The 18,957-nt window shown below is 60.8% G+C and carries 15 protein-coding genes and 1 tRNA gene; 9 read left to right on the top strand and 7 right to left on the bottom strand.

Annotated elements, in window-relative coordinates:
* Positions 1–58: 58 nt before the first annotated feature.
* Positions 59–844 carry a 16S rRNA (uracil(1498)-N(3))-methyltransferase gene (locus tag ACHHTY_RS08395; protein WP_395493658.1) on the bottom strand — a complete coding sequence of 262 codons (786 nt, stop codon included), beginning with the start codon at positions 842–844 and terminating at the stop codon, positions 59–61.
* A gap of 166 nt (positions 845–1,010) precedes the next feature.
* Between ACHHTY_RS08395 and ACHHTY_RS08390 the strand changes: the two genes are divergently transcribed.
* The 5 genes from ACHHTY_RS08390 (at position 1,011) to ACHHTY_RS08370 (ending at position 6,841) form a co-directional block, all read left to right on the top strand.
* Positions 1,011–2,288, top strand: a complete 1,278-nt coding sequence (locus tag ACHHTY_RS08390; RefSeq protein WP_395493657.1) for a 3-deoxy-D-manno-octulosonic acid transferase — start codon at positions 1,011–1,013, stop codon at positions 2,286–2,288.
* Complete coding sequence (locus tag ACHHTY_RS08385; protein ID WP_395493656.1) at positions 2,285–3,511, top strand: tetraacyldisaccharide 4'-kinase; 1,227 nt, start codon at positions 2,285–2,287, stop codon at positions 3,509–3,511. The genes ACHHTY_RS08390 and ACHHTY_RS08385 overlap by 4 nt, the downstream gene beginning before the upstream one ends.
* 362 nt (positions 3,512–3,873) lie before the next feature.
* Positions 3,874–4,857 carry a UDP-3-O-acyl-N-acetylglucosamine deacetylase gene (gene lpxC, locus ACHHTY_RS08380; RefSeq protein WP_395493655.1) on the top strand — a complete coding sequence of 328 codons (984 nt, stop codon included), beginning with the start codon at positions 3,874–3,876 and terminating at the stop codon, positions 4,855–4,857.
* Positions 4,858–5,141: 284 nt separating this feature from the next.
* On the top strand, positions 5,142–5,966 hold the full coding sequence (gene proC, locus ACHHTY_RS08375) for a pyrroline-5-carboxylate reductase (RefSeq protein WP_395493654.1): 825 nt from the start codon (positions 5,142–5,144) through the stop codon (positions 5,964–5,966).
* A gap of 41 nt (positions 5,967–6,007) precedes the next feature.
* On the top strand, positions 6,008–6,841 hold the full coding sequence (locus ACHHTY_RS08370) for an NAD(+)/NADH kinase (RefSeq protein ID WP_395493653.1): 834 nt from the start codon (positions 6,008–6,010) through the stop codon (positions 6,839–6,841).
* Between the two features lie 98 nt (positions 6,842–6,939).
* Here the strand turns inward: ACHHTY_RS08370 and ACHHTY_RS08365 are convergent, their stop codons facing one another.
* The 4 genes from ACHHTY_RS08365 to ACHHTY_RS08350 form a co-directional block, all read right to left on the bottom strand.
* Positions 6,940–7,332 (bottom strand): YtxH domain-containing protein, encoded by a 393-nt coding sequence (locus ACHHTY_RS08365; RefSeq protein WP_395493652.1) that lies wholly within the window; start codon positions 7,330–7,332, stop codon positions 6,940–6,942.
* Positions 7,333–7,365: 33 nt separating this feature from the next.
* On the bottom strand, positions 7,366–7,749 hold the full coding sequence (locus ACHHTY_RS08360) for a DUF948 domain-containing protein (protein WP_395493651.1): 384 nt from the start codon (positions 7,747–7,749) through the stop codon (positions 7,366–7,368).
* Between the two features lie 125 nt (positions 7,750–7,874).
* The gene (locus ACHHTY_RS08355; protein WP_395493650.1) at positions 7,875–9,260 is read right to left on the bottom strand and encodes a sigma-54-dependent transcriptional regulator; all 1,386 of its coding nucleotides are present in this window, start codon (positions 9,258–9,260) and stop codon (positions 7,875–7,877) included.
* Positions 9,261–9,318: 58 nt separating this feature from the next.
* Positions 9,319–10,179: a PHP domain-containing protein gene (locus ACHHTY_RS08350; protein WP_395493649.1), complete on the bottom strand. Its 861-nt coding sequence runs from the start codon at positions 10,177–10,179 to the stop codon at positions 9,319–9,321.
* Between the two features lie 262 nt (positions 10,180–10,441).
* Here ACHHTY_RS08350 and ACHHTY_RS08345 point away from each other — a divergent pair, with 262 nt between their 5' ends.
* Positions 10,442–11,524, top strand: a complete 1,083-nt coding sequence (locus ACHHTY_RS08345) for a type IV pilus twitching motility protein PilT (RefSeq protein WP_395493648.1) — start codon at positions 10,442–10,444, stop codon at positions 11,522–11,524.
* A gap of 124 nt (positions 11,525–11,648) precedes the next feature.
* Here ACHHTY_RS08345 and ACHHTY_RS08340 read toward each other — a convergent pair whose 3' ends face one another.
* Together ACHHTY_RS08340 and ACHHTY_RS08335 are read right to left on the bottom strand one after the other, a co-directional pair.
* Positions 11,649–14,402, bottom strand: coding sequence for a DNA internalization-related competence protein ComEC/Rec2 (locus tag ACHHTY_RS08340; RefSeq protein WP_395493647.1), 2,754 nt, complete (start codon positions 14,400–14,402; stop codon positions 11,649–11,651).
* A gap of 122 nt (positions 14,403–14,524) precedes the next feature.
* On the bottom strand, positions 14,525–15,862 hold the full coding sequence (locus tag ACHHTY_RS08335; RefSeq protein ID WP_395493646.1) for a sigma-70 family RNA polymerase sigma factor: 1,338 nt from the start codon (positions 15,860–15,862) through the stop codon (positions 14,525–14,527).
* Positions 15,863–16,131: 269 nt separating this feature from the next.
* Here ACHHTY_RS08335 and malQ point away from each other — a divergent pair, with 269 nt between their 5' ends.
* The 3 genes from malQ (at position 16,132) to ACHHTY_RS08320 (ending at position 18,493) form a co-directional block, all read left to right on the top strand.
* Positions 16,132–17,676, top strand: a complete 1,545-nt coding sequence (malQ, locus tag ACHHTY_RS08330; RefSeq protein WP_395493645.1) for a 4-alpha-glucanotransferase — start codon at positions 16,132–16,134, stop codon at positions 17,674–17,676.
* 18 nt (positions 17,677–17,694) lie between these two features.
* Entirely contained in the window at positions 17,695–18,276 is a 582-nt protein-coding gene (locus ACHHTY_RS08325) for a flavodoxin family protein (protein ID WP_395493644.1), read from the top strand.
* 141 nt (positions 18,277–18,417) lie between these two features.
* Positions 18,418–18,493, top strand: a tRNA-Glu gene (locus tag ACHHTY_RS08320).
* Positions 18,494–18,957 lie beyond the last annotated feature (464 nt).

The following is an 18,957-nucleotide window of genomic DNA, read 5'->3' as shown; positions in this document are numbered from 1 at the left end:
AGGACCGAATCCGGCCCCCGGTCGGCAAGGGTTCAAGCCGGGCCGGAAAGCGGCCTGCTCAGGCCCGGGCGAGGTCCGGTTCCGCCGGGGCTAAACCATGCTCGGCCAGGGCCAGCAGCACCGGAACGGCGGTGTCCACCCGGAGGATGCGGGGCCCCGGGGAGAAAAGACTGAAGCCCTGGGCGCGAAAACAGTCGACCTCAAAGTCCACCCAGCCGCCTTCCGGCCCGATGGCCAGCAATTGGCGCCGGCGACCGGTGGGGGAGGGGCCGGTGGTCATCCCGGTGCCGAGGGCCCCGGTCGCCCGGTTAGGCCCTGCCCCGGGATGGGCCAGCAGGCGGCGGCCGTAAAGGGGGGTTAGGCGGGCCACTTCGTCTTCAACAAACGGGCGGAAGCGGGGATGCAGCGAGACCGTCGGCAGAATGGTGTCCACCGCCTGTTCCAGGCCCTGGAGCAGGGCGGCCCGCAGCCCCGCGGGGGCCAGCAGCGAGGAGTGGAAAAAACTTTTTTCCACCCGCCGGGCATTGACCAGCATGATGCGTTGCACCCCCAGGGCGGCGGCCTGGGCCAGGACCCTTTTCAACATGATCGGCCGGGGCAGGGCCAGGATCAGGTCGGTTACGGCCTTGGCCGGCGGGCTCAACCGACAGTCAAGCCGCAGGGTGACCCGCTTGCCGTCCAGGTCCAGAACCCGGGCCAAGCCCATGGGGCCGTCGATGATGCCGGCCCGCAGGTTATCCCCCACTTTGCTTTTGAGGATTTTACGGATATGTTCGGCCCGGCGGTCGTCGAGAATGACGGTATCCGCCGCAAGCTCCGCCGGGTCCACGAGGATGATGTTCATATGCCGCCCTTATTAACACAGGCTCCGGCAAGCTGACAAGTTCCGTAAGCAGCCCCAAGCCCATGGCGGCGGCATCCCGGCTTTTAAGGAGCCGCCGGCGGGGAACCGGCAGCGGCGTGCTTTCGAGCAGCGCAACAAGGTGGTTTAACTTTTGCTGAAATATTCGATGCTACGTTTAATTTACAATATTGCCCTGCTGGCGGCTTTGCTGCCGATCCTGCCCTGGCTGCTGGTCAAGGTTGTCCGGGTTCCCGGCTATGCCGCCTGGATCAGATCCCGCCTGGCCTGGCAGACGAAGGAGCCGCGGGTTCCCGGCCGCAAGCCCTGTCTTTGGCTGCACGCCCTTTCGGTGGGGGAGACCGTTTCGGCGCGTCCGTTGTTGCGGGCCCTGCGCCACCGTTACCCGCAGGCCATTCTGGTTCTCTCCAGTTCAACCCGGGCCGGCGCGGCCCTGGCCCGGGAAACCTGCGCCGAGTTTGTCGATGCCCACCTGATCCTGCCCTACGATCTGCCCGGCGCGGCCACCCGGCTCAGCCGCCGCGTGCGGCCCGATCTTTTTATCCTGGTGGAAACCGATTTCTGGCCCAACCTGCTGCAGGCCCTGGCTGCCCGGCAAGTGCCGCTATTGTTGGTCAACGGGCGGATGTCCGCTTCCTCCTGGCGTTTTTATCGCTGGTTGCGGCCTCTGGTGCTCCCCTTGCTGTTCGCGCCCTTCAGCTTTCTGGCCATGCAGACCCGGGCCGAAGCGGCCCGCATGGTTGCCCTGGGAGTGGCGGAGGAGCGGGTCGGGGTGCTCGGCAACCTCAAATACGCGGCGGCGGCCGAAGCGGCCGCCGCGGGCCGAGGGCTGGAGCGGGCTGATCTGGGCATCGGCCCGGAAAAGCTTTTCTGGGTGGCGGGCAGCACCCATGCCGGTGAGGAAGAAATTATCCTTCGAGCCTGGCAACGATTGCGGCCCGAGTTCCCCGCCCTTTTTCTGGTGCTGGCGCCGCGGCGGGTGGAGCGGGCCGCCGCCGTGCTCGCCCTGGCTGCCAAAGGGGACGGCCGGGCCGGGCTGCGCAGTCGGGGCGAGATTGGGCTTGACCTGCTGATTCTGGACAGTTATGGCGAATTAGCCGCCCTTTACCCGCTTTGCGACTTGGCCTTTATCGGCGGCAGCTTGGTGCCGGCCGGGGGCCATAATCCCCTGGAAGCGGCGGCTTGCCATAAACCGGTGCTCTTCGGTCCCCACATGGAGGATTTTGCCGAAATAAGCCAAGATCTGCTGGCCGCCGGCGGGGCCTGCCGGGTCCACGATGAGGATGAGCTGGTCCAGGGCCTGCGCCGCTGGCTGGCCGACCCGGCGGCCCGCTCCGAGTGCGGTCGCCAGGCCGGGGAGCTGACCATCCGCCGAGGGCGGGGAGTTATCGCCGCCCACCTTGCTACTGTCGAGCGTCTGCTATGAACCCACGCCACTTGCAGCTATTCTTTGCCGTGGGCCGGATTTTTTCGCCGTTTTACGCGCTGCTGATGCGTTTGCGGGCCTGGCTGTACCAACGCGGCTGGCTGCGGCGGGAAAAAATGGCGGTGCCGGTAATCAGTGTCGGCAACCTGACCCTGGGGGGCACCGGCAAAACGCCCCTGGTCATCTATCTCTGCCGGCTGCTCCAGGGCCTGGGTTGCCGGCCGGCAGTGCTGAGCCGGGGCTACGGCCGGCGGCGCCGGCCCCGGCCGGCGAGCAAAGAAACCACTTCCCTGGTAGCCGGGTTGGCCGAAGTGGGTCCGGGGCCCTTAGACCCTGCCCGGCTTGCGCCGATGGTGGTCTCCGACTATCAAAATATATTGCTGGATTCCGCAACAGCCGGGGACGAGCCGGTGCTCCTGGCCCAGTCCCTGCCGGGGGTTCCGGTGCTGGTTGCCCCTCGCCGGGTGCTGAGCGGCCGCTACGCGGTTGGAGAAATGGGGGCCGACTGCCTGGTCCTGGATGACGGTTTTCAGCATCTTGCCCTGGAGCGTGATCTTGACCTGGCCCTGTTCAGCGCCCGCAACCTGCCTTTTAAGGTTGCCGGATCTGCTGCCGGCCGGCAAGAGACCACCGCGCCAGCGCCGCCCAGCCCTCACGCTGAATCGTTTTCCCCGGCCCGAGTTTTCCCCGGTGGCCCCCTGCGGGAGCCCTGGTCCGCCCTGGCCCGGGCCGACGCCCTGGTCATTACCGGGGTGGATTCCGCCAACCGGAATGAAGTGGCGGCTTTTCGTCGCTTTCTGGCCCATAAATTTCCGGCGCTGCCCTGTTTTCTTGGCGAGTATTTGCCGGTTTGCCTGCTGGACGCCGCCTCGAGACAAACTTTGGCCCTGGCCGAGGGCCGCGATCGCCCCTGGTATGGTTTCGCCGGCATCGCCAGGCCTGAGTCATTTCGCCAAACCCTGCTCGGGGCAGGTTTTAAGCTCACGGGCTTTCAGGCCTTCGCCGACCATTATCCCTATAGGGCGGCGGACTATCGGGCCCTGGTGGAGGCGGCAAAACAGCAGCGGGCCGAGGGTTTGATCACCACCGAAAAGGATCTGGTCAAGCTCACTCCCCTGGTTGATGACCTGCCCTTGCTGGCCCTGCGGATCGAGCTGGTCATGGATGAGGCTTTTGCCGCCTTTTGCCGGGAAAGGCTCGAGGGGTTGATCCCCCGCCGCTAAGCATGGCCATGGCTGCTTCCGGACCCCCGGGCCGGCGGCAAAGCTTGCTTGAGCCGGGGTTTCCGACCACCGATTGGCCTGGACTGTGTTTTTTTTGCCACAGATTGACCGGGCCGGGTTTAATCCTTCTCTGCCGGCTTAACAGCTTTATCATTGAAGATGGGTTGTTTTTCCTTCCTGCCCAAAAGTCCTCAGGCGCTGGCCTGCAAATTGCATTAAAGTTGAGTGCTCACCCTGGAGTATCAGGTGATGCATGGTGGGCGGGCTTTGGTGGCCCAGCGGCTGATTGGGCCGCCGCTAAATTATAACAGCGTAAGGATTCCGCGCCCAGGCGCGGCCGACATAACGAGGATCACCGGATCATGGATTCATTGCAGCACACTTTAAAAAGGAGCATCGGTTTTACCGGGATCGGCCTGCACAGCGGCAAACCGGTCCGCCTGGAGCTTTATCCCGGCGAGATCAACAGCGGCATTCGCCTGGTCCGCTCCGACCTGGGCCAGATGGAGCCGACGCCGGCTTTTATGGATCGGGTCGTGGATACCCGCTTGGCGACCACCATTGGGACCGATCATAATGCCTCCATCGCCACCGTCGAACATGTTCTGGCCGCCCTTGCCGGCCTGGGCATCGATAACGCGGTGATTGCGGTGGATGGTCCGGAAGTCCCGATCATGGACGGCAGCGCGGCTCCTTTTGTCCAGGTGCTGCGCCGGATCGGCCGCCGGCGCCAGCAGGCCTGCCGCTGGATGCTCAAGTTCAACGAGGTTGTCCGCTTCAGCGACGGCCGGGGTCGGACGGTTCGGATCGAACCTTACGACGGCTTTCGCATCACCTGCCGGATTGATTTCGAGCACGCCCGGATCGGCACCCAGCAGTTTGATATCGATATGACCCCGCGCCGCTTTGCCGAGGAAATCGCCGCCGCCCGGACCTTCGGTTTCTTCCGCGAGGTTGAATTGCTGCGCCGGAATGGTCTGGCCCTCGGCGGCTCGCTCGACAACGCGGTGGTGATCGATGACCATGGGGTGATGAACAGTGACGGCCTGCGTTACGCTGATGAATTTGTCCGCCACAAGGTGCTTGATCTGGTCGGCGACCTGGCCCTGCTGGGCTTTCCCATCTTGGGCCGGGTGGTGGCGGAAAAATCCGGCCATGGCCAACACCTGGGTCTCATGCAGGCGGTGGCCGCCCATCCGGAAGCCTGGGACATCGTGGCCTACGAAGGCAGCGGTGAATACCGGGTTCTGCGGCAACTGGCCCAGAGCACCAGGGCGGTGGGCGACAAGCTGCTGCCTTATCTGATGCCGCCTTCTCTGGCCTTAACCCCGGCCCATACCTGCTAAGCGGGGTTTTCACTGACCCGCCAGAGGCGGGGGTAGTTTTGATCAGCAAATTTTCCCCGGTTAATAAACCCGTGAGAGCGCTTCTCACGGGTTTTTTTGTCTTCTGCCTGCTCAGGCCGGGCTGACAAAGATCCCGCCAGCTTTACTGCTGGACCTGGGGCAGATGATCGGCTATCCTGGCGGAGTTCAATCAATCTTGCCGATTTCGGCAAAAAATCAAACCCGGGTGGCGACCCTGACAAATTTTTATCGACGGTGCGAATTGCGTTGCGGGAGGCGGGATTATGGCGGAGAATCAAAATAAGCTGGGGTTTATCGGCGGCGGCCGGATGGGAGAAGCTCTGATCAAGGGAGTGCTGGCCGCCGGACTTTACCGCAACGACCAGATCGTGGTGGCGGAGCCTGATCACCGCCGGCGGCAAACCCTGCACGATGCTTACGGGGTGTTGGGCGAAGCTGACGCCGGACCGTTATGGGATCACTGTTCGGTGGTGATTCTGGCGGTCAAACCCCAGGTCATGGACCTGGTTCTGAAACAAAACCGGGCCAAGATCGAGGCCGGGAAGCATCTGCTGATCTCCATCGCCGCCGGCATCCCTCTGGCCTTTATCGAGGCGGCCCTGGCCCCCTGCCAGGCCAGAGTTGTCAGAGTGATGCCCAATACCCCGGCTTTGGTGCTGGCCGCGGCCTCGGCCCTGAGCTCCGGCACCTATGCCGGCGATGATGATCTTAAGCTGGCGACCAGTATTTTCGCGGCGGTGGGGGAAACCGTCGTGCTGCCGGAGTCGGCCCTGGATGCCGTCACCGGCTTGAGCGGCAGCGGCCCGGCCTATGTTTTCACGTTTTTTGAAGCCCTGATCGACGCCGGGGTCAAGGTCGGTTTGAGCCGGGAAGTGGCCGAATTGCTGGCCCGGCAGACCATTCTGGGCTCCATGCGGCTGGCGGCGGAAAGTTCGCAAACCCCGGCCGAATTAAGGGCCATGGTTACATCTCCCGGCGGCACCACCATTGCCGGCCTGCATGCCTTGGAACGCGGGGCCTTCCGGGCCCTGATCATGGACGCGGTCGAGGCGGCCACCCGGCGCTCGGTTGAATTGGGCCGGGGCTGAACGGCTGACCCGGGCCGGCGGCAAAAGTAGCTGGAGCTGAAATGAAGGTTGGCAAGGTTGGCATTATCCTCAAGCGCGACTCCCCCGAACCTTTGCGGATCGGGCGGGAAATGGTCCAATGGTTCGCCGCTCGCGGGGTGGAGGCGGTGCTGGATCGCATCGAGGCCGACCATGATCTACTGATCGTCCTGGGGGGTGACGGCACCCTGCTGCATGTGGCGGCGGAGGCTTGCGATTTCGGGATTCCGGTCTTGGGGGTCAACCTCGGCGGCCTGGGTTTCCTCACCGAAGTGGCGGCGGAGGACCGTCAGGCGGTGCTGGAGAAAATTCTCACCGAAGAGTTGCCCATCGAAGAGCGGATGATGCTGCGGGTGCGTCTTTGTCGCCAGGGCATGGAACAACCTTGGCTTAACGCCCTTAACGATGTGGTGATCAGCAAAGGCACCGTGGACCGGATGGCCGAACTGGGGGCCTGGGTCGATGATGAATATCTCGCCACCTACCGGGCCGATGGGCTGATTATTGCCAGCTCCACCGGTTCCACTGCCTACAACCTTTCCGCCGGCGGCCCCATCGTCCACCCCAGGCTCAACGCCATCGTCGTTACCCCGATCTGTCCCTTCATGCTGGAGAGCCGGCCGGTGTTGCTGGCCGGCTCCAGCCTGGTCAGGGTCCGGATCGCTACCCGGCGCAGCGGAGAAAGAATAGCCGATAAATTGCAGGTCATAGCCGACGGCAACCGTTTCGGGGAACTGCAGGCGGGCGATATTCTTGAAGTGGCCGCTGCGGAAAAAAGCCTCCGCCTGATCTCTTCCCCTTGGAAAGGATATTTCGAAATTCTCCGGGGGAAGCTGAACTGGGGCGGAGGCCGTTGAGAAAACGTTCGGCAGCTTCAGCTTGGCGGGCGATCAGCAAGAAGCATAAAGGGCCTGCAAGCCACTTGCCCGCCAAAGCCGGGCTGCCGAAGGTTTAATTATTCTTTCTCTTGCAGGGCCTGATCCAGGACCTCTTTTTCCCGGGCCATGGCTTTTTTGCCTGCCTCGATGGCCGCGCTCAGGGTTTTCTTCTTTTCGTCGAGGTATTCCTTGCCCTCGCTGGCCAGTTGGCTGCCCTTCTCGATCAGTTCCTTGCCTTGATCGATCATGGCCCTGCCGCGCTCGACCGCGCTGCCGGCGTGTTCCCGCACCTCATCGGGCAGATGGCGGCATTTGTCCCGGATCTCTTCCCCGTAGCCGGCCAGCATTTCCCTGGTTTCCCGGCCCGATTTGGGGGCGACCAACAGGGCGATGGCCGCTCCGGTGACCGCTCCGGCCAGGAAGGAAAGAACGGTAAGACCTGAGTTGCAGTTTTCGTGATGATGAGTCATGGTAAACCTCCTTTTGTTGTCCGCTGATGGTTTTCAATCTTTTCTACCGCCCAGAAATACCCGGCCGAACATCTGCAGTCCGGCGACAAGACCGCCGACTCCGCTGATGACCGGTCGCACCGAATCTTTTAAGGCCTGGGAAGTCAGGAGCAGGGTATCGCCGGCCTGACGGACAGACCGGATCGCCAGGTCCGTCTCATCCAGCTTGGCGCTGAAGTTGGCGGCCAGGAGCTCGACTTCGGCGGCCCCGGCGGTTATTTTCCGGCTCATGGGGACCAGTTCCCGCATCAGCAAGTCCAGCGATTCTTCGGCCTTTTTGTAGGTTCGTTTCATCTGGAGCAGGGTGGGGACCAGCACTGCGGTCAGAATCAGTGCTGCCCCGGCGGTGAAGATGAGAAAAATATCCAATGGTGTCACGACAATCCTCCCGTTGTCTTTCTGCTTATCGAAAATCTCCACCTGCCTGGCCCAGCGTTGAACGATGTATCTGACATCTAATCGTATCACATTTCGCTCAGGACCAGGAAGAAGGTGACGGCTGATTATTTTTTATGCAAGCCGTATTTCTTCATCTTGTACTGCAGCAAGCTTTTGGTAATGCCCAGGCTTTCGGCGGCCTTGGTTTGAATATTATCAGCATTTTCGAGGGCCTTTGCCACCAGTTTTTTTTCAATGGTGTTAAGAACCTCCGGCAAGGGGGTTTCTTCGGGGATCAACTGTTCCAGCTCCAGGCTCTCTCCCCAGCCGGTACCGTCATGTTCGCCGGCGGTGTCAGGCTGGACGTCCTCCGGAGTGATGACATCATCGCTGCAGAGCACGGCGGCGCGCTCGATGGTGTTTTCCAGCTCCCGCACATTGCCTTCCCAGGGCAGGGTGCTGAGAAAGCTCACGGTTTCCGGCAGGATTCTGAGGTTGGGGCGTTGCAGTTCGTCGGCGAACTTGACGACAAAATGGGTGGCCAGCATGGGAATATCGTCCACCCGCTCCCGCAGGGGGGGGAGGTGAATATGAACGACATTGAGCCGGTAGTAAAGATCCTCGCGAAAATGGCCCAGTTCAACTTCTTCCTTGAGATCCTTGTTGGTGGCGGCAATGATCCGGACATCCACCTTCAACGTCCGGCTGCCGCCCACCCGCTCAAAGCTTCGCTCCTGGATAACCCGCAGCAGCTTAGTTTGCAGGCTCATGGGCATCTCGCCGACTTCGTCGAGGAAGAGGGTGCCGTGGTCCGCCAGTTCGAACCGCCCTTTGCGCAGGGCCACCGCCCCGGTAAAGGCGCCTTTTTCATGGCCGAACAATTCCGACTCCAGCAGGGTTTCCGGCAGGCCGGCGCAATTGAGGGAGATAAAGGGCGCTTCGTTGCGGGGACTGAGGCTGTGCACCGCCCGGGCCACCAGTTCCTTGCCGGTGCCCGATTCGCCGGTTATTAAAACCGAAGTCGGGGTGGGGGCAACCTTTTCGATCAGGTTGTATATTTCCCGCATCCGCCGGTTTTTTCCCACCATGTTGGAATAGGAGGTCCGTTCGCTGATCTCGGCCCGCAAGCGGGTGTTTTCCTTGACTACCGCATAATGCTCAAGGGCCTTGCGGACACTGACCAGCAATTCGTCGTTGTTGAAAGGTTTGGCCACGTAGTTGAAGGCCCCGGCCTGCATGGCCGCCACCGCCTTGTCCACTTCGCCGAAGGCGGTGATCATGATCACCGGCAGATCGGAGTTGCCGGCCTTGACGGTTTTCAGCAGTTCCAGGCCATCCATGCCGGGCATCCGCATGTCGGTGATGATCAGGTCCAGGTCGGCCTCTTTGACGACTTGGAGGGCCTCATCACCCTGACCGGCGGTGAAAACTTCGTAGCCTTCGTCGCGCAGAAGTTCGGAGAGGATAATCAGGTAGTTGGGTTCGTCGTCAACGACCAGGATGGTCTTCATGGCAAGTCCTTATCAGATTACAACTTGGGTTGGGTTGAATTTCGCGGGTGGGTGGCCATCAGGCGGGGTTATCCTGTTTAGTGGCGAGGTAGCCGGTCAATTCCTCATAGCAGGAATAGGGGACGCGGCCGCTGCGGCAACTGCCGCCAAGGGGCACGCCGTTGCGCAGTTCTTCGTGAAAATCGGTTCCACCGGTGGCAATCAGGCCATGTTCGGCCGCCAGCCGCAGCAGGTCCTGGTACTGTCTGCGGCTATGGGCCGGATAATGGACCTCCAGGCCGGCCAACCCGGCTTGCCGCAGTTCGGGCAGCAGGGCGGGCAGGCCGCTCAGGGTGGGGTCCATTACCGCCGGGTGAGCTAAAACCGGGGCCCCTCCCGCCGCGGCGATCAGGCGAATCGCGTCCAGGGCGTGAATGCGGAAACTGTCGACGTAGGCGCTGCCGCCCCGGCGCAGAAAGCGATAAAAGGCCTCCTGGAAATCGCCGGTTATTCCGCGCCGGATCAGGGCCCGGGCGATATGGGGCCGGCCGACCTGGCCGTTTTCCTCGTATTCCAGATCGGCATACTTGATGTCGATTCCCAGGCTGTTCAGCTTGTCCAGGATCTTCAGGTTGCGCTGGTGGCGGGCTTGCTGGAGTTGATCAAGGGCCAGGTTGAGCTCGGGGTCGCTATGGTCCAGGCCGTAACCCAGGATGTGCAGTGATTCATCGCCGTACCAGGCGCTGATTTCGATCCCACCGATGACCTCGAGAGGTTTGTCGGCTCCATAGGCGAGAAAATCGTCCAGCCCGGCCACGGTGTCGTGATCGGTCAGGGCCAGGGCGGTCAAGCCCCGCTGCCGGGCCAGATCGATCAGCTCGGCCGGACTCAGGGTGCCGTCGGAAAAATTTGAGTGGGTATGCAGATCAATCCATTTCATCAACAAAAAAATTCCGTTATTTGTCTTGCCGGGATCACGATATTTTGTGATATTGTGGCGGAGGTGAACATTCAACACCTTGTTAGAGATTCGGGTCCCTTCCAGGACCTTGATTGCTCGTCGAAATCCTGGTCAATCAGGCTAAGGCGACCCCGGCGCGGGTCCGGCTTATGGCCGGTCCGAATCCGGGCTTGCCGCATCGTTTCCCGAACGATTGTACCATAACGAGGTTTAAATTTAACCTGAAAGGATTCTCTTTGTTATGGCCCAGATCGATGCCTTTTTCAAACTGATGAATGAACAGGGAGCTTCGGATCTTCACATGGTGTCCGGTCAGCAGCCGATTCTGCGGATTCGCGGCGACATGGAGAAGGTCAAATATAACGTCCTCGAAAACGATACTCTTAAGGCCATGCTTTACGAAATCGTTTCTGAGGAGAAAATCAAGATTTTTGAAGAGACCGGAGATGTCGATTTCGGTTATGAAATCCCCGGACTGGCCCGCTACCGGGGCAACCTCTTCATGCAGAAATACGGGATCGGCTCGGTTTTCCGGGAAATTCCCAGCGATATTCTCTCCTGCGAGCAACTGGGTTTGCCCGGGGTGGTATCCCGCCTGGCCATGCTGCCCAAGGGGATGGTCCTGGTTACCGGGCCCACCGGCAGCGGCAAGTCCACCACCCTGGCGGCGATCATCGATCAGGCCAACAAAAACCGCAAGGACCATATCCTGACCATCGAGGATCCCATCGAATTCGTTCACAAGAGCAGCAATTGCATTATCAATCATCGCGAGGTCGGGCTGCATACCAAGAGCTTTTCCTCCGCCCTGCGGGGGGCCCTGCGCGAGGATCCGGATATTATCCTGGTGGGGGAAATGCGCGACCTGGAGACCATCGCCCTGGCCATGGAGGCGGCGATGACCGGCCACTTGGTTTTCGGCACCCTGCATACCCTGAACGCCAACAAGACGGTCGACCGGATCATCGAAATTTTCCCGGCCAGCCAACAGGCCCAGGTCCGTTCCACCCTGGCCGATGCCCTGAAGGCGGTGGTTTCCCAGACCTTGTTCAAGCGGATTGACAAAAAGGGGCGCTGCGCCGCCCTGGAAATCCTGATCTGCACCCCGGCGGTGCGCAATCTGATCCGGGAAGGCAAGACCTACCAGATTCCTTCCTCCATGCAGACCGGCAAGAAATACGGCATGCAGACCCTGGATGACGCCATTGCCGAGTTGCTCAACAAGGGGTGGATTTCCGGGGAAGACGCCTATATCAATTCAATCGACAAGAGCAAGTTCATCTCCCACCTTAAAAAGCCGCCCGTCGATTTTACCGATGCCTGAGGCAGAGGGCAGAAGACAGAGGTCCGTGGGCAAAAAGCTTTTTCGTAGAATGGGCTTGTTCCGCGATCCATGGTTTAGTGGTTGCCGGACAATATGGTTTAAAAGCTTTTTTCTGAGCATCTGTTCACCAGCCTAAAACCTTTGATTTCCCACCTGTTCTCTGCCCCCGGCATTCCAGGTGGCGGCCGTCGGTGGTGCAACTGATGGTGCCGTGCCGGCCGCTGGTGAGCACCTCTATGCCGAGCTGCTGCCAGCTTTTGATCCGCTGGTTATCGACCCGGTGCTCATTGTCTGAAACCACCAGGTAGTCGGGATTTACGGCGGCGACGAATTCGGGAGCCATCGAAGTCCAGCGGCCGTGGTGGGATGCCGCCAGTACCTGGTGACTCAGGTGGGAACCCTGGTCGGCCACCAGGCGGCGTTCCTGGCCCACGCCGATATCCCCCGGCAGCAGCACAGCAATATCATCATGCCGATAGCTGATGACCAGGCTCTGGTCATTGAGCGGATCCGCCAGGGGCGGGTTGAACTCGGCCAGGTCCCGCAAGTGAAAATCCGCCCGGTTTTTCAGCTTGACCCGGCTGGGAGTGGCTTCAGCCGGCAGCAATAGCTCTCCCGCCTCCGGCACCTTTATCTCGATGTCCAAGTCATAAGCCAGCTCCAGCAGCTTGTCGTAATCAGCGGCGTTGCCGCTATGCCCGTTGATCCACAGGGTTCGCGGGCGGAAGTTGCGCAGGAGAAAGGGCATGCCGTTGTAATGGTCGGCGTGGGGATGGCTGATCACCACGGCTTCCAGGCGCCTGATTCGCCGTTGGCGAAGAAAAGGAGCGATTAATTGTTCCCCCACGTCGGTACTGAGGGTGGCCGGCCCGCCGCCGTCCACCAGGACAGTGCGGTTGCCGGGCATCTCCACCACGGTGGCGGCGCCGTGGCCCACTTCGATGAAACTGATCCGGCTGTTTGGTTCCCGCTGGCGCTGCCATTGTTCGTGGAGGGGCAGCAGCAACAGCAGCAGGGCCATGGCCGGGGCGGCGAACAGGAAAGCTCGGTGTCGGCGGTGGAGGGCCAGGGCGCCGAACAAGCCAAGCCAGGCAAGAAATTCCAGTCCGCTCGGGGGAGCCAGGTAGAAAAAACTGAAAGGCAGGGCGGCCAGCTTGGCGGTGATGGCGACGGTGGCGTCCAGGCCCCAGGTGGCGGCGGTCAGCAGCAGCCCGGCCATGGTGATCATGCCGGGCAGCCCCAGGGCCGCCAGGGCCAGGCCGGTCAGAGCCAGCGGCATGGTCCAGAAAAAAATCAGCGGGGTGGCCAGCAGGGTGGTGATAGGGCTGAGCAGGGCAACCCGGTGGAAATGGTGCATCGCCAGCGGAGCGGTGACCAGGGTGGCCACCGTGGAAACCAGCAGACTGGCCAGGATCCAGAACATTATTTTGCGCCCGATCCCCTGGGTGTCCCGGTACCGGTCCTGCAGACGAGGGGCCAGCATGAGGATGCCGGCGGTGGCGGCAAAGGAAAGCTGAAAAGAAGCGCCGAACAGGGCCGGCGGGTCCATAACCAGGATGATCAAAGCCGCCAGCCCCAGGTTGTTGAGGCTGCACCATTGTCGATTACAGAGTACGGCGCCGATGAAGACCAGGATCATGATCAGGGCTCTCATCGCGGGGGGCTGCAAACCGGTGATCAGGGCGTAGGCCATAATGGGCAGCAGGGCCAGCAGCAAGGCCGCTTTGCGGACGTGCAGGGCCAGGAGCAGCCGGGGTGAGCGCTTGAGCAGCCATTCAGCCGCGGCTATGCTCATCAGGGCGATAAGCCCAAGATGCATGCCGGAAATTGCCAACAGGTGCATGGCCCCGCCGGCCTTGAAAATTTCCAGGGTGGCCGGAGCGATGCCGCCTCTATCGCCGATGAGCAGAGCCTTGAGGACTGGTAAAGCTTGGTGGCCGGTCAGGTGTTGCTCCAGCAGGGCATCGGCCCCGGTCCGCAGACGCTCGGGCAGGTAGCGCAGCTGAAAACCGGAAAAACCGGTTTTATCGGTCCTGACTTTGATGATCTGGATCGGGTCGGCAACCCAACCGCTGAGCCAGATGCCCCGGTGGGCGAGAAACTTTTGGTAGTCAAAAGCCCCGGGAACGGCAAAAGAACGTACTGGTCCCAGGCGCGTCCTGACCATCAGGCGTTCCCCCGGCCTGATATCCTCCGTCAAGCCCCCGTTGACTGTCAGCTGGACCAGTCCTCGGGCCAGGCTGTTGCCCGCCGGGAGCCTGAGTTCCTCCACCTCCAGGATAAGCCGGGTGCGGGCTCCACTCCGGCGGGGCATTTCGGCTAAAATTCCCACCAGGACAACGTCGTGGTGTTCCTGCAGCAACCCCGGACCCTGCCGGAGGCTAGTATCGGTTAGGCTGGTTTGGCCAGAGTCGGCGGGGAAATCTGCTCCTTGCGGGTTGGATGATGGCAGCGGGGTTGGCTGTTCAGCCGGGGAGAGGTCGGGGCGCGGGGGCAAAGGCTCTACAGTCCCGGCGGCTTTATATCCCGGTTCGTTGGCCAGCAGAAGGTTTTGGACATGATCCGGGGAACTGGGGGGGGCATGGTGGGAGGCAACCAGTTGATGGCCGGCCAGGATGAAGATGGGCAGCAGCAGCCAAGCGGCCAGGTTGATCGGGGCCGGCAGGAACCGCCAGGGCAGCAGATTCCAGGGCCGAGCAACTGGTCCGGTCCGGTTGCTGTTGCCTTGCCGCAGGAGCAGCCAAAGGGCAGCCAGGGCCGCCGTCACCAGGAGCATGGCCGTGGCTTGGGCTGAAACCTGCAAGTGGGGGGCAATGGCGATACCCGTCGCCAGGGCCAGGCTCAGGGGAAGGAAACGGCCGGCCAGGGGCTGGGGCAACCGGGGGTCAGTCCCGCTGTCCTTTGTCCTTGTACCAGATAATTGCACCGAAAAGAATTATTCCTGTTGGCTGCAAGCAGCTCCGGCCGCGAGCGTCCGTCCGGTCAAGACCGGCTTAGGCGTTAATCGAGAAAATTCTTCAGTTTTTCCCGGCGGCTGGAGTGACGGAGGCGGTTGAGGGCCTTTTTTTCGATCTGGCGGATGCGCTCCCGGGAAACATTGAAGCGCTTGCCGATTTCCTCGAGGGTGTACTCGGCGTCTTCGCCGATCCCGAAACGCAGACGGATGATTTTTTCTTCCCGCGGGCTCAGGGTCGAAAGGATGCTGGTGACTCGTTCAGCCAACTGGTTGCCTTTAACGGCTTCATAGGGGGAAACCGACTCCTGGTTTTCCAGGAAATCGCCCAGGGTGGAATCATCGTCGCCCACCGGAGTTTCCAGGGAGATTGGTTCACGGGAAGCCTCGAAAATGGCGAGGATTTTTTCCATCGCCAACCCGGTTTTCTCGGAAATCTCCGTCGGGGTCGGTTCCCGGCCGAGCTCTTTGAGCAAGGAGTAAAACGCTTTGAAAAACTGGCTGCGCAGTTCAAGAAAATGCACCGGCAGGCGAATGGTCCGGGTTTTGTCGAGAATCGCCCGGGTGATGGCTTGGCGAATCCACCAGCTGGCATAGGTGCTGAACTTGTTGCCCTTGGTGTAGTCGAAGCGGAAAACCGCCCGCATCAGGCCCAGGTTGCCTTCCTGGATCAGGTCGGCCAAGGTCAGGCCCTGGTGCATGTAACGCTTGGCGATGCTGACCACCAGGCGCAGGTTGGCCTTGATCATCGCGTCCTTGGCAACCTCGATGGATCGCGCGTAAAGCTCGATCCGGCAGTAGCACTGGCGGAGCCGTTTCTTCTCCGGGTACAACTCGCAGACCTTGACCATGGAGCGCACCATGTGATTAAGGTGCTGCTTCTTGGGCTTCAGGGTGGGGTCACGTTTTTCCCAAAGGTCGATCCGTTCGGCCAGCTGCTTCATCTCGGTCACGCCGGAGCGGTCCTTGCGAATGGCGCTGACAATGGCATTAAAGCCCTCGCGGATGGTTTTGGAATACTTTTCCTCTTCCTCCGGGGTCAGCAGGTCGAACTGGCCCATTTCCCGCAAATAGGTGGTGGTGGTTTCCTCCGGCTCGGCCAGATCGTCGCGGCCGGCAATCTTGGCGGCCAGGGGCCCCTCATCGTCGATATCCGAGCCGTCATCCCGGTCCTTGTCGTCGAGGGATTTGCCGTCGAGGTTCTTCTTGCCCCCGCTCTTGTCGTGGGTGATCACCTCTATATTGTTTTCCTGCAGGAAGTCAAAGATCCCGTCAATGGCGTCCGGATCTTTGTCGTCGGGGATCAGGTCGTTGAGGAAGGAAAGGGTGATGCAGCCATCGTCCTTGCCGGCTTCGAGCAACCTGGATTTAATGTTGGCGGACACGTGTGTGAGCTCCCGAGCTGGATGGGTGAAAGGGTTTTTCAATTTTTGTGCGCAAATGCGTAGAACACCATATACTAGTCCCTTTATGATTCCTGGGCAACAAAAAAACAAAAAATTGACATTTCGGCGGCGATTTGGCCGGCGAAAAAGATCCGGCGGCTGATTGGCCTTTGATTGTCGGCCCGGGGGATGGTATGCTCCGCTTCATATTACCTTAGACTATTCTGGTCGGGGATTGGTTCCCTGGCCCTGCGTAGGGGGGACAGCCGGTGACTTTCACTGAGCGGAGCAGTGGGATTCTGTTGCATATTACTTCTTTGCCGAGTCGATACGGCATAGGAGACCTGGGACCGGCGGCCCATGCCTTTGTCGATTATCTGGCGGCGTCCGGCCAGGGCTACTGGCAAATGCTGCCGCTGGTGCCCACCAGTCCCGGCCTGGATAATTCTCCTTATATGGGACTTTCCGCCTTTGCCGGCAATCATCTCCTGATCAGCCCCGAATTTCTGGTTGAAGATGGGCTGATTTCCCGCCAGCTCCTCGATGGCTCCCCGCAATTTTCCGAGTACCTGGTCGATTTTGCCGAGGTGGCGAGCTGGAAGGAAGAGATTCTGGCCACCGCGTTCCGGAATTTTTCCGGCCATGATTTGCGACCGGAATTCGAGGCTTTTGTCCGCTCCAGCGGCAGTTCCTGGCTTGATGATTATACTGTTTTTATGGCCCTGCATGAAGAGCAAAAGGGGCTGCCGTGGTATGACTGGCCCAAGGCTCTGGCCCGCCGGCAGCCGGCCGCCCTGAGGGCCGCCGGCCGGCGGCTGGCGGCCCGGGTTGACTTCCACAAATTCGTCCAATTCATTTTTGCCCGGCAGTGGCGGAAACTGCGCCGTGCCGCCGCGGGGCAAAATGTGAAACTGATCGGCGATATTCCCATTTACGTTGCGCCGGACAGCGCCGATGTCTGGAGTTTGCCGAGCTGTTTCCAACTCGACAAAAAAACCATGCAACCAACCCACGTGGCCGGGGTGCCGCCGGATTATTTCAGCGCCACCGGTCAGCGCTGGGGCAACCCCCTCTTCGCCTGGCGGCAGGGTCAGGAGCAAGAGCCGACGCGGCTTTACCAATGGTGGTGCCAGCGCTTGGCCCACCAGCTTGAACTGGTTGATATGGTCAGGATCGATCATTTCCGCGGTTTTGAGGCCTACTGGCGGATTCCCGCGGCCGAGCCCGATGCGGTAAGGGGCAAGTGGGTCAAAGGCCCGGGCCTGGAGTTTTTCCGCCGCCTGGAGGAGGAACTGGGGCAACTGCCGATAATCGCCGAGGATCTGGGATTGATTACCCCCCCGGTCGAGGAGCTGCGCGATGCCTTGGGGTTTCCGGGGATGAAGGTACTGCAGTTTGCCTTCGATTCCGATGAAACCAACAGCTATCTGCCCCATAACTACCCCCACCGGCACTGCGTGGTTTATACCGGCACCCACGATAACGACACGGCGGTGGGCTGGTATTTAAGCACCAGGGTCGGGCCCGAGGCCAAGCGACGCTTGCTTCGTTACGCCCGCAGCCAGGAAGGCAACCCGATTCACTGGGATTTTATCCGCATCGCCCTGGCATCGGTGGCGGATCTGGTGATTATTCCCCTGCAGGATGTGCTGGGGTTTGGCAGCGATTGCCGGATGAACGTCCCCGGCACCTCCCAGGGAAACTGGCGCTGGCGAGTGGCGCCCCGTTTTCTCGATGAAGCAGTGGGGCGGCAGTTGCGGGCAGAATGTGAATTCTACAACCGGGTCCGCCGGGAAGAGCGGTCCGCACAGTGACTTTAAGGAAGGGTGAAAATGGCTACCATTAAAATTCTGGCCTTTAACGGCAGTCCCCGGCAGGGAGGCAACACTGCCACCCTGCTGGCGGCCTTGGGGGAAGGGGTGAAGAAAGCAGGCGGCCTGTTTGAGCCGATCAGGATTTGCGATCTCGACATCCAGCCCTGTATAAGTTGCGGCGCCTGCGATACCACCGGGGCCTGCATTCTGGAAGATGACATGCAGGAACTCTATGAAAAGATTGTGATGGCCGATCGGGTAGTACTGGCCTCGCCGATTTATTTTTACGGGATTACCGCCCAGGCCAAGGCCCTGGTGGATCGTTCCCAGGCCCTTTGGAACCGGCAGCGCCTGCCCGCCGAGGAGGGTCGCTGGCTTCTTGATCCGCGGCGGCGGGGGTTGCTGTTGGCCGTGGCCGCCACCAAGGGGCCCAAGGTTTTTGATGGGGCGATACTCACCGCCAAGTATGCTTTTGAGGCCATGGGCTTTGCCTACGGCGGCGAGGTGGTGTTTCGCGGCCTGGAGGAGTGCGGCGACGCCGATCGGAATCAAGAGGCGCTGGCCCGGGCCCGGGAAGCCGGCCGGCTCCTGGCGCAATAAGCCGGCTGGTCGGGACCGCCGCGACAGCCGCTGCCGCTGGTTGGTAGCAGAGCACCGGCGGCAGCGATTTCAAGGTGATCGATATAGCACTTGACAATGGTGCTTGCCTTCAAGTAGATAGAGCGCACATTTTCTGCTTGCGGCCCCTTCGTCTAGCGGTCTAGGACGCTGGCCTCTCACGCCGGTAACACGGGTTCGAGTCCCGTAGGGGTCACCATGAAAAAACAAGGGTTTACGGAATTTAAGCCGTAAACCCTTTTTCATTATCCAACCTGATTTCCACCTTGCCCCACCTGCAAACAGCCTTCGCAAGTGATCAGCGCCGCCGAAAAGGCCCTGGTTTATTACTGTGGGCTTCTTTTTCGCTTGCCGCCGCTGCCTGAGTAGCCCCTGCTCGCCGTTGCGGCTCTCCTGGGGTAGCGATCGTTCCCAATACCCTTAACAACTTTCCGCTCGAAACAGGGGCGATCGGGATGCTTTCCAGCTAAAAATATTGTTTATTGGGTCGCTTTTCAGGCTTAGTGCGATGCAAAGCTCTGTAAACAGGTTTTTTTATCTATGTCTTGGCTTTTTGTCCCTATAACGATTTTCCTGTTGACTCTCCGGGGGGGTTCGGCTATCTTGCCCGTCTCCCGCAGCGAGGGAGGGACTGAGGCCGTCACGGTCCGGTCCGGTAAGCAT

This window comes from Desulfurivibrio nitratireducens (assembly GCF_044068515.1).
Classification (GTDB): domain Bacteria; phylum Desulfobacterota; class Desulfobulbia; order Desulfobulbales; family Desulfurivibrionaceae; genus Desulfurivibrio.
The sequence above is the reverse complement of the archived record's forward strand: the minus strand, read 5'-3'. Positions and strand labels throughout refer to the sequence as shown.

Excerpts from the sequence above, each read along its gene's own strand:
- ACHHTY_RS08385 (WP_395493656.1), top strand. The coding sequence starts at position 2,285 with ATGAACCCACGCCACTTGCAGCTATTCTTTGCCGTGGGCCGGATTTTT.
- ACHHTY_RS08345 (WP_395493648.1), top strand. The coding sequence starts at position 10,442 with ATGGCCCAGATCGATGCCTTTTTCAAACTGATGAATGAACAGGGAGCT.
- ACHHTY_RS08325 (WP_395493644.1), top strand. The coding sequence starts at position 17,695 with ATGGCTACCATTAAAATTCTGGCCTTTAACGGCAGTCCCCGGCAGGGA.
- proC (WP_395493654.1), top strand. The coding sequence starts at position 5,142 with ATGGCGGAGAATCAAAATAAGCTGGGGTTTATCGGCGGCGGCCGGATG.
- ACHHTY_RS08395 (WP_395493658.1), bottom strand. The coding sequence starts at position 844 with ATGAACATCATCCTCGTGGACCCGGCGGAGCTTGCGGCGGATACCGTC.
- lpxC (WP_395493655.1), top strand. The coding sequence starts at position 3,874 with ATGGATTCATTGCAGCACACTTTAAAAAGGAGCATCGGTTTTACCGGG.
- ACHHTY_RS08390 (WP_395493657.1), top strand. The coding sequence starts at position 1,011 with ATGCTACGTTTAATTTACAATATTGCCCTGCTGGCGGCTTTGCTGCCG.
- ACHHTY_RS08355 (WP_395493650.1), bottom strand. The coding sequence starts at position 9,260 with ATGAAGACCATCCTGGTCGTTGACGACGAACCCAACTACCTGATTATC.
- ACHHTY_RS08350 (WP_395493649.1), bottom strand. The coding sequence starts at position 10,179 with ATGAAATGGATTGATCTGCATACCCACTCAAATTTTTCCGACGGCACC.
- ACHHTY_RS08365 (WP_395493652.1), bottom strand. The coding sequence starts at position 7,332 with ATGACTCATCATCACGAAAACTGCAACTCAGGTCTTACCGTTCTTTCC.
- ACHHTY_RS08370 (WP_395493653.1), top strand. The coding sequence starts at position 6,008 with ATGAAGGTTGGCAAGGTTGGCATTATCCTCAAGCGCGACTCCCCCGAA.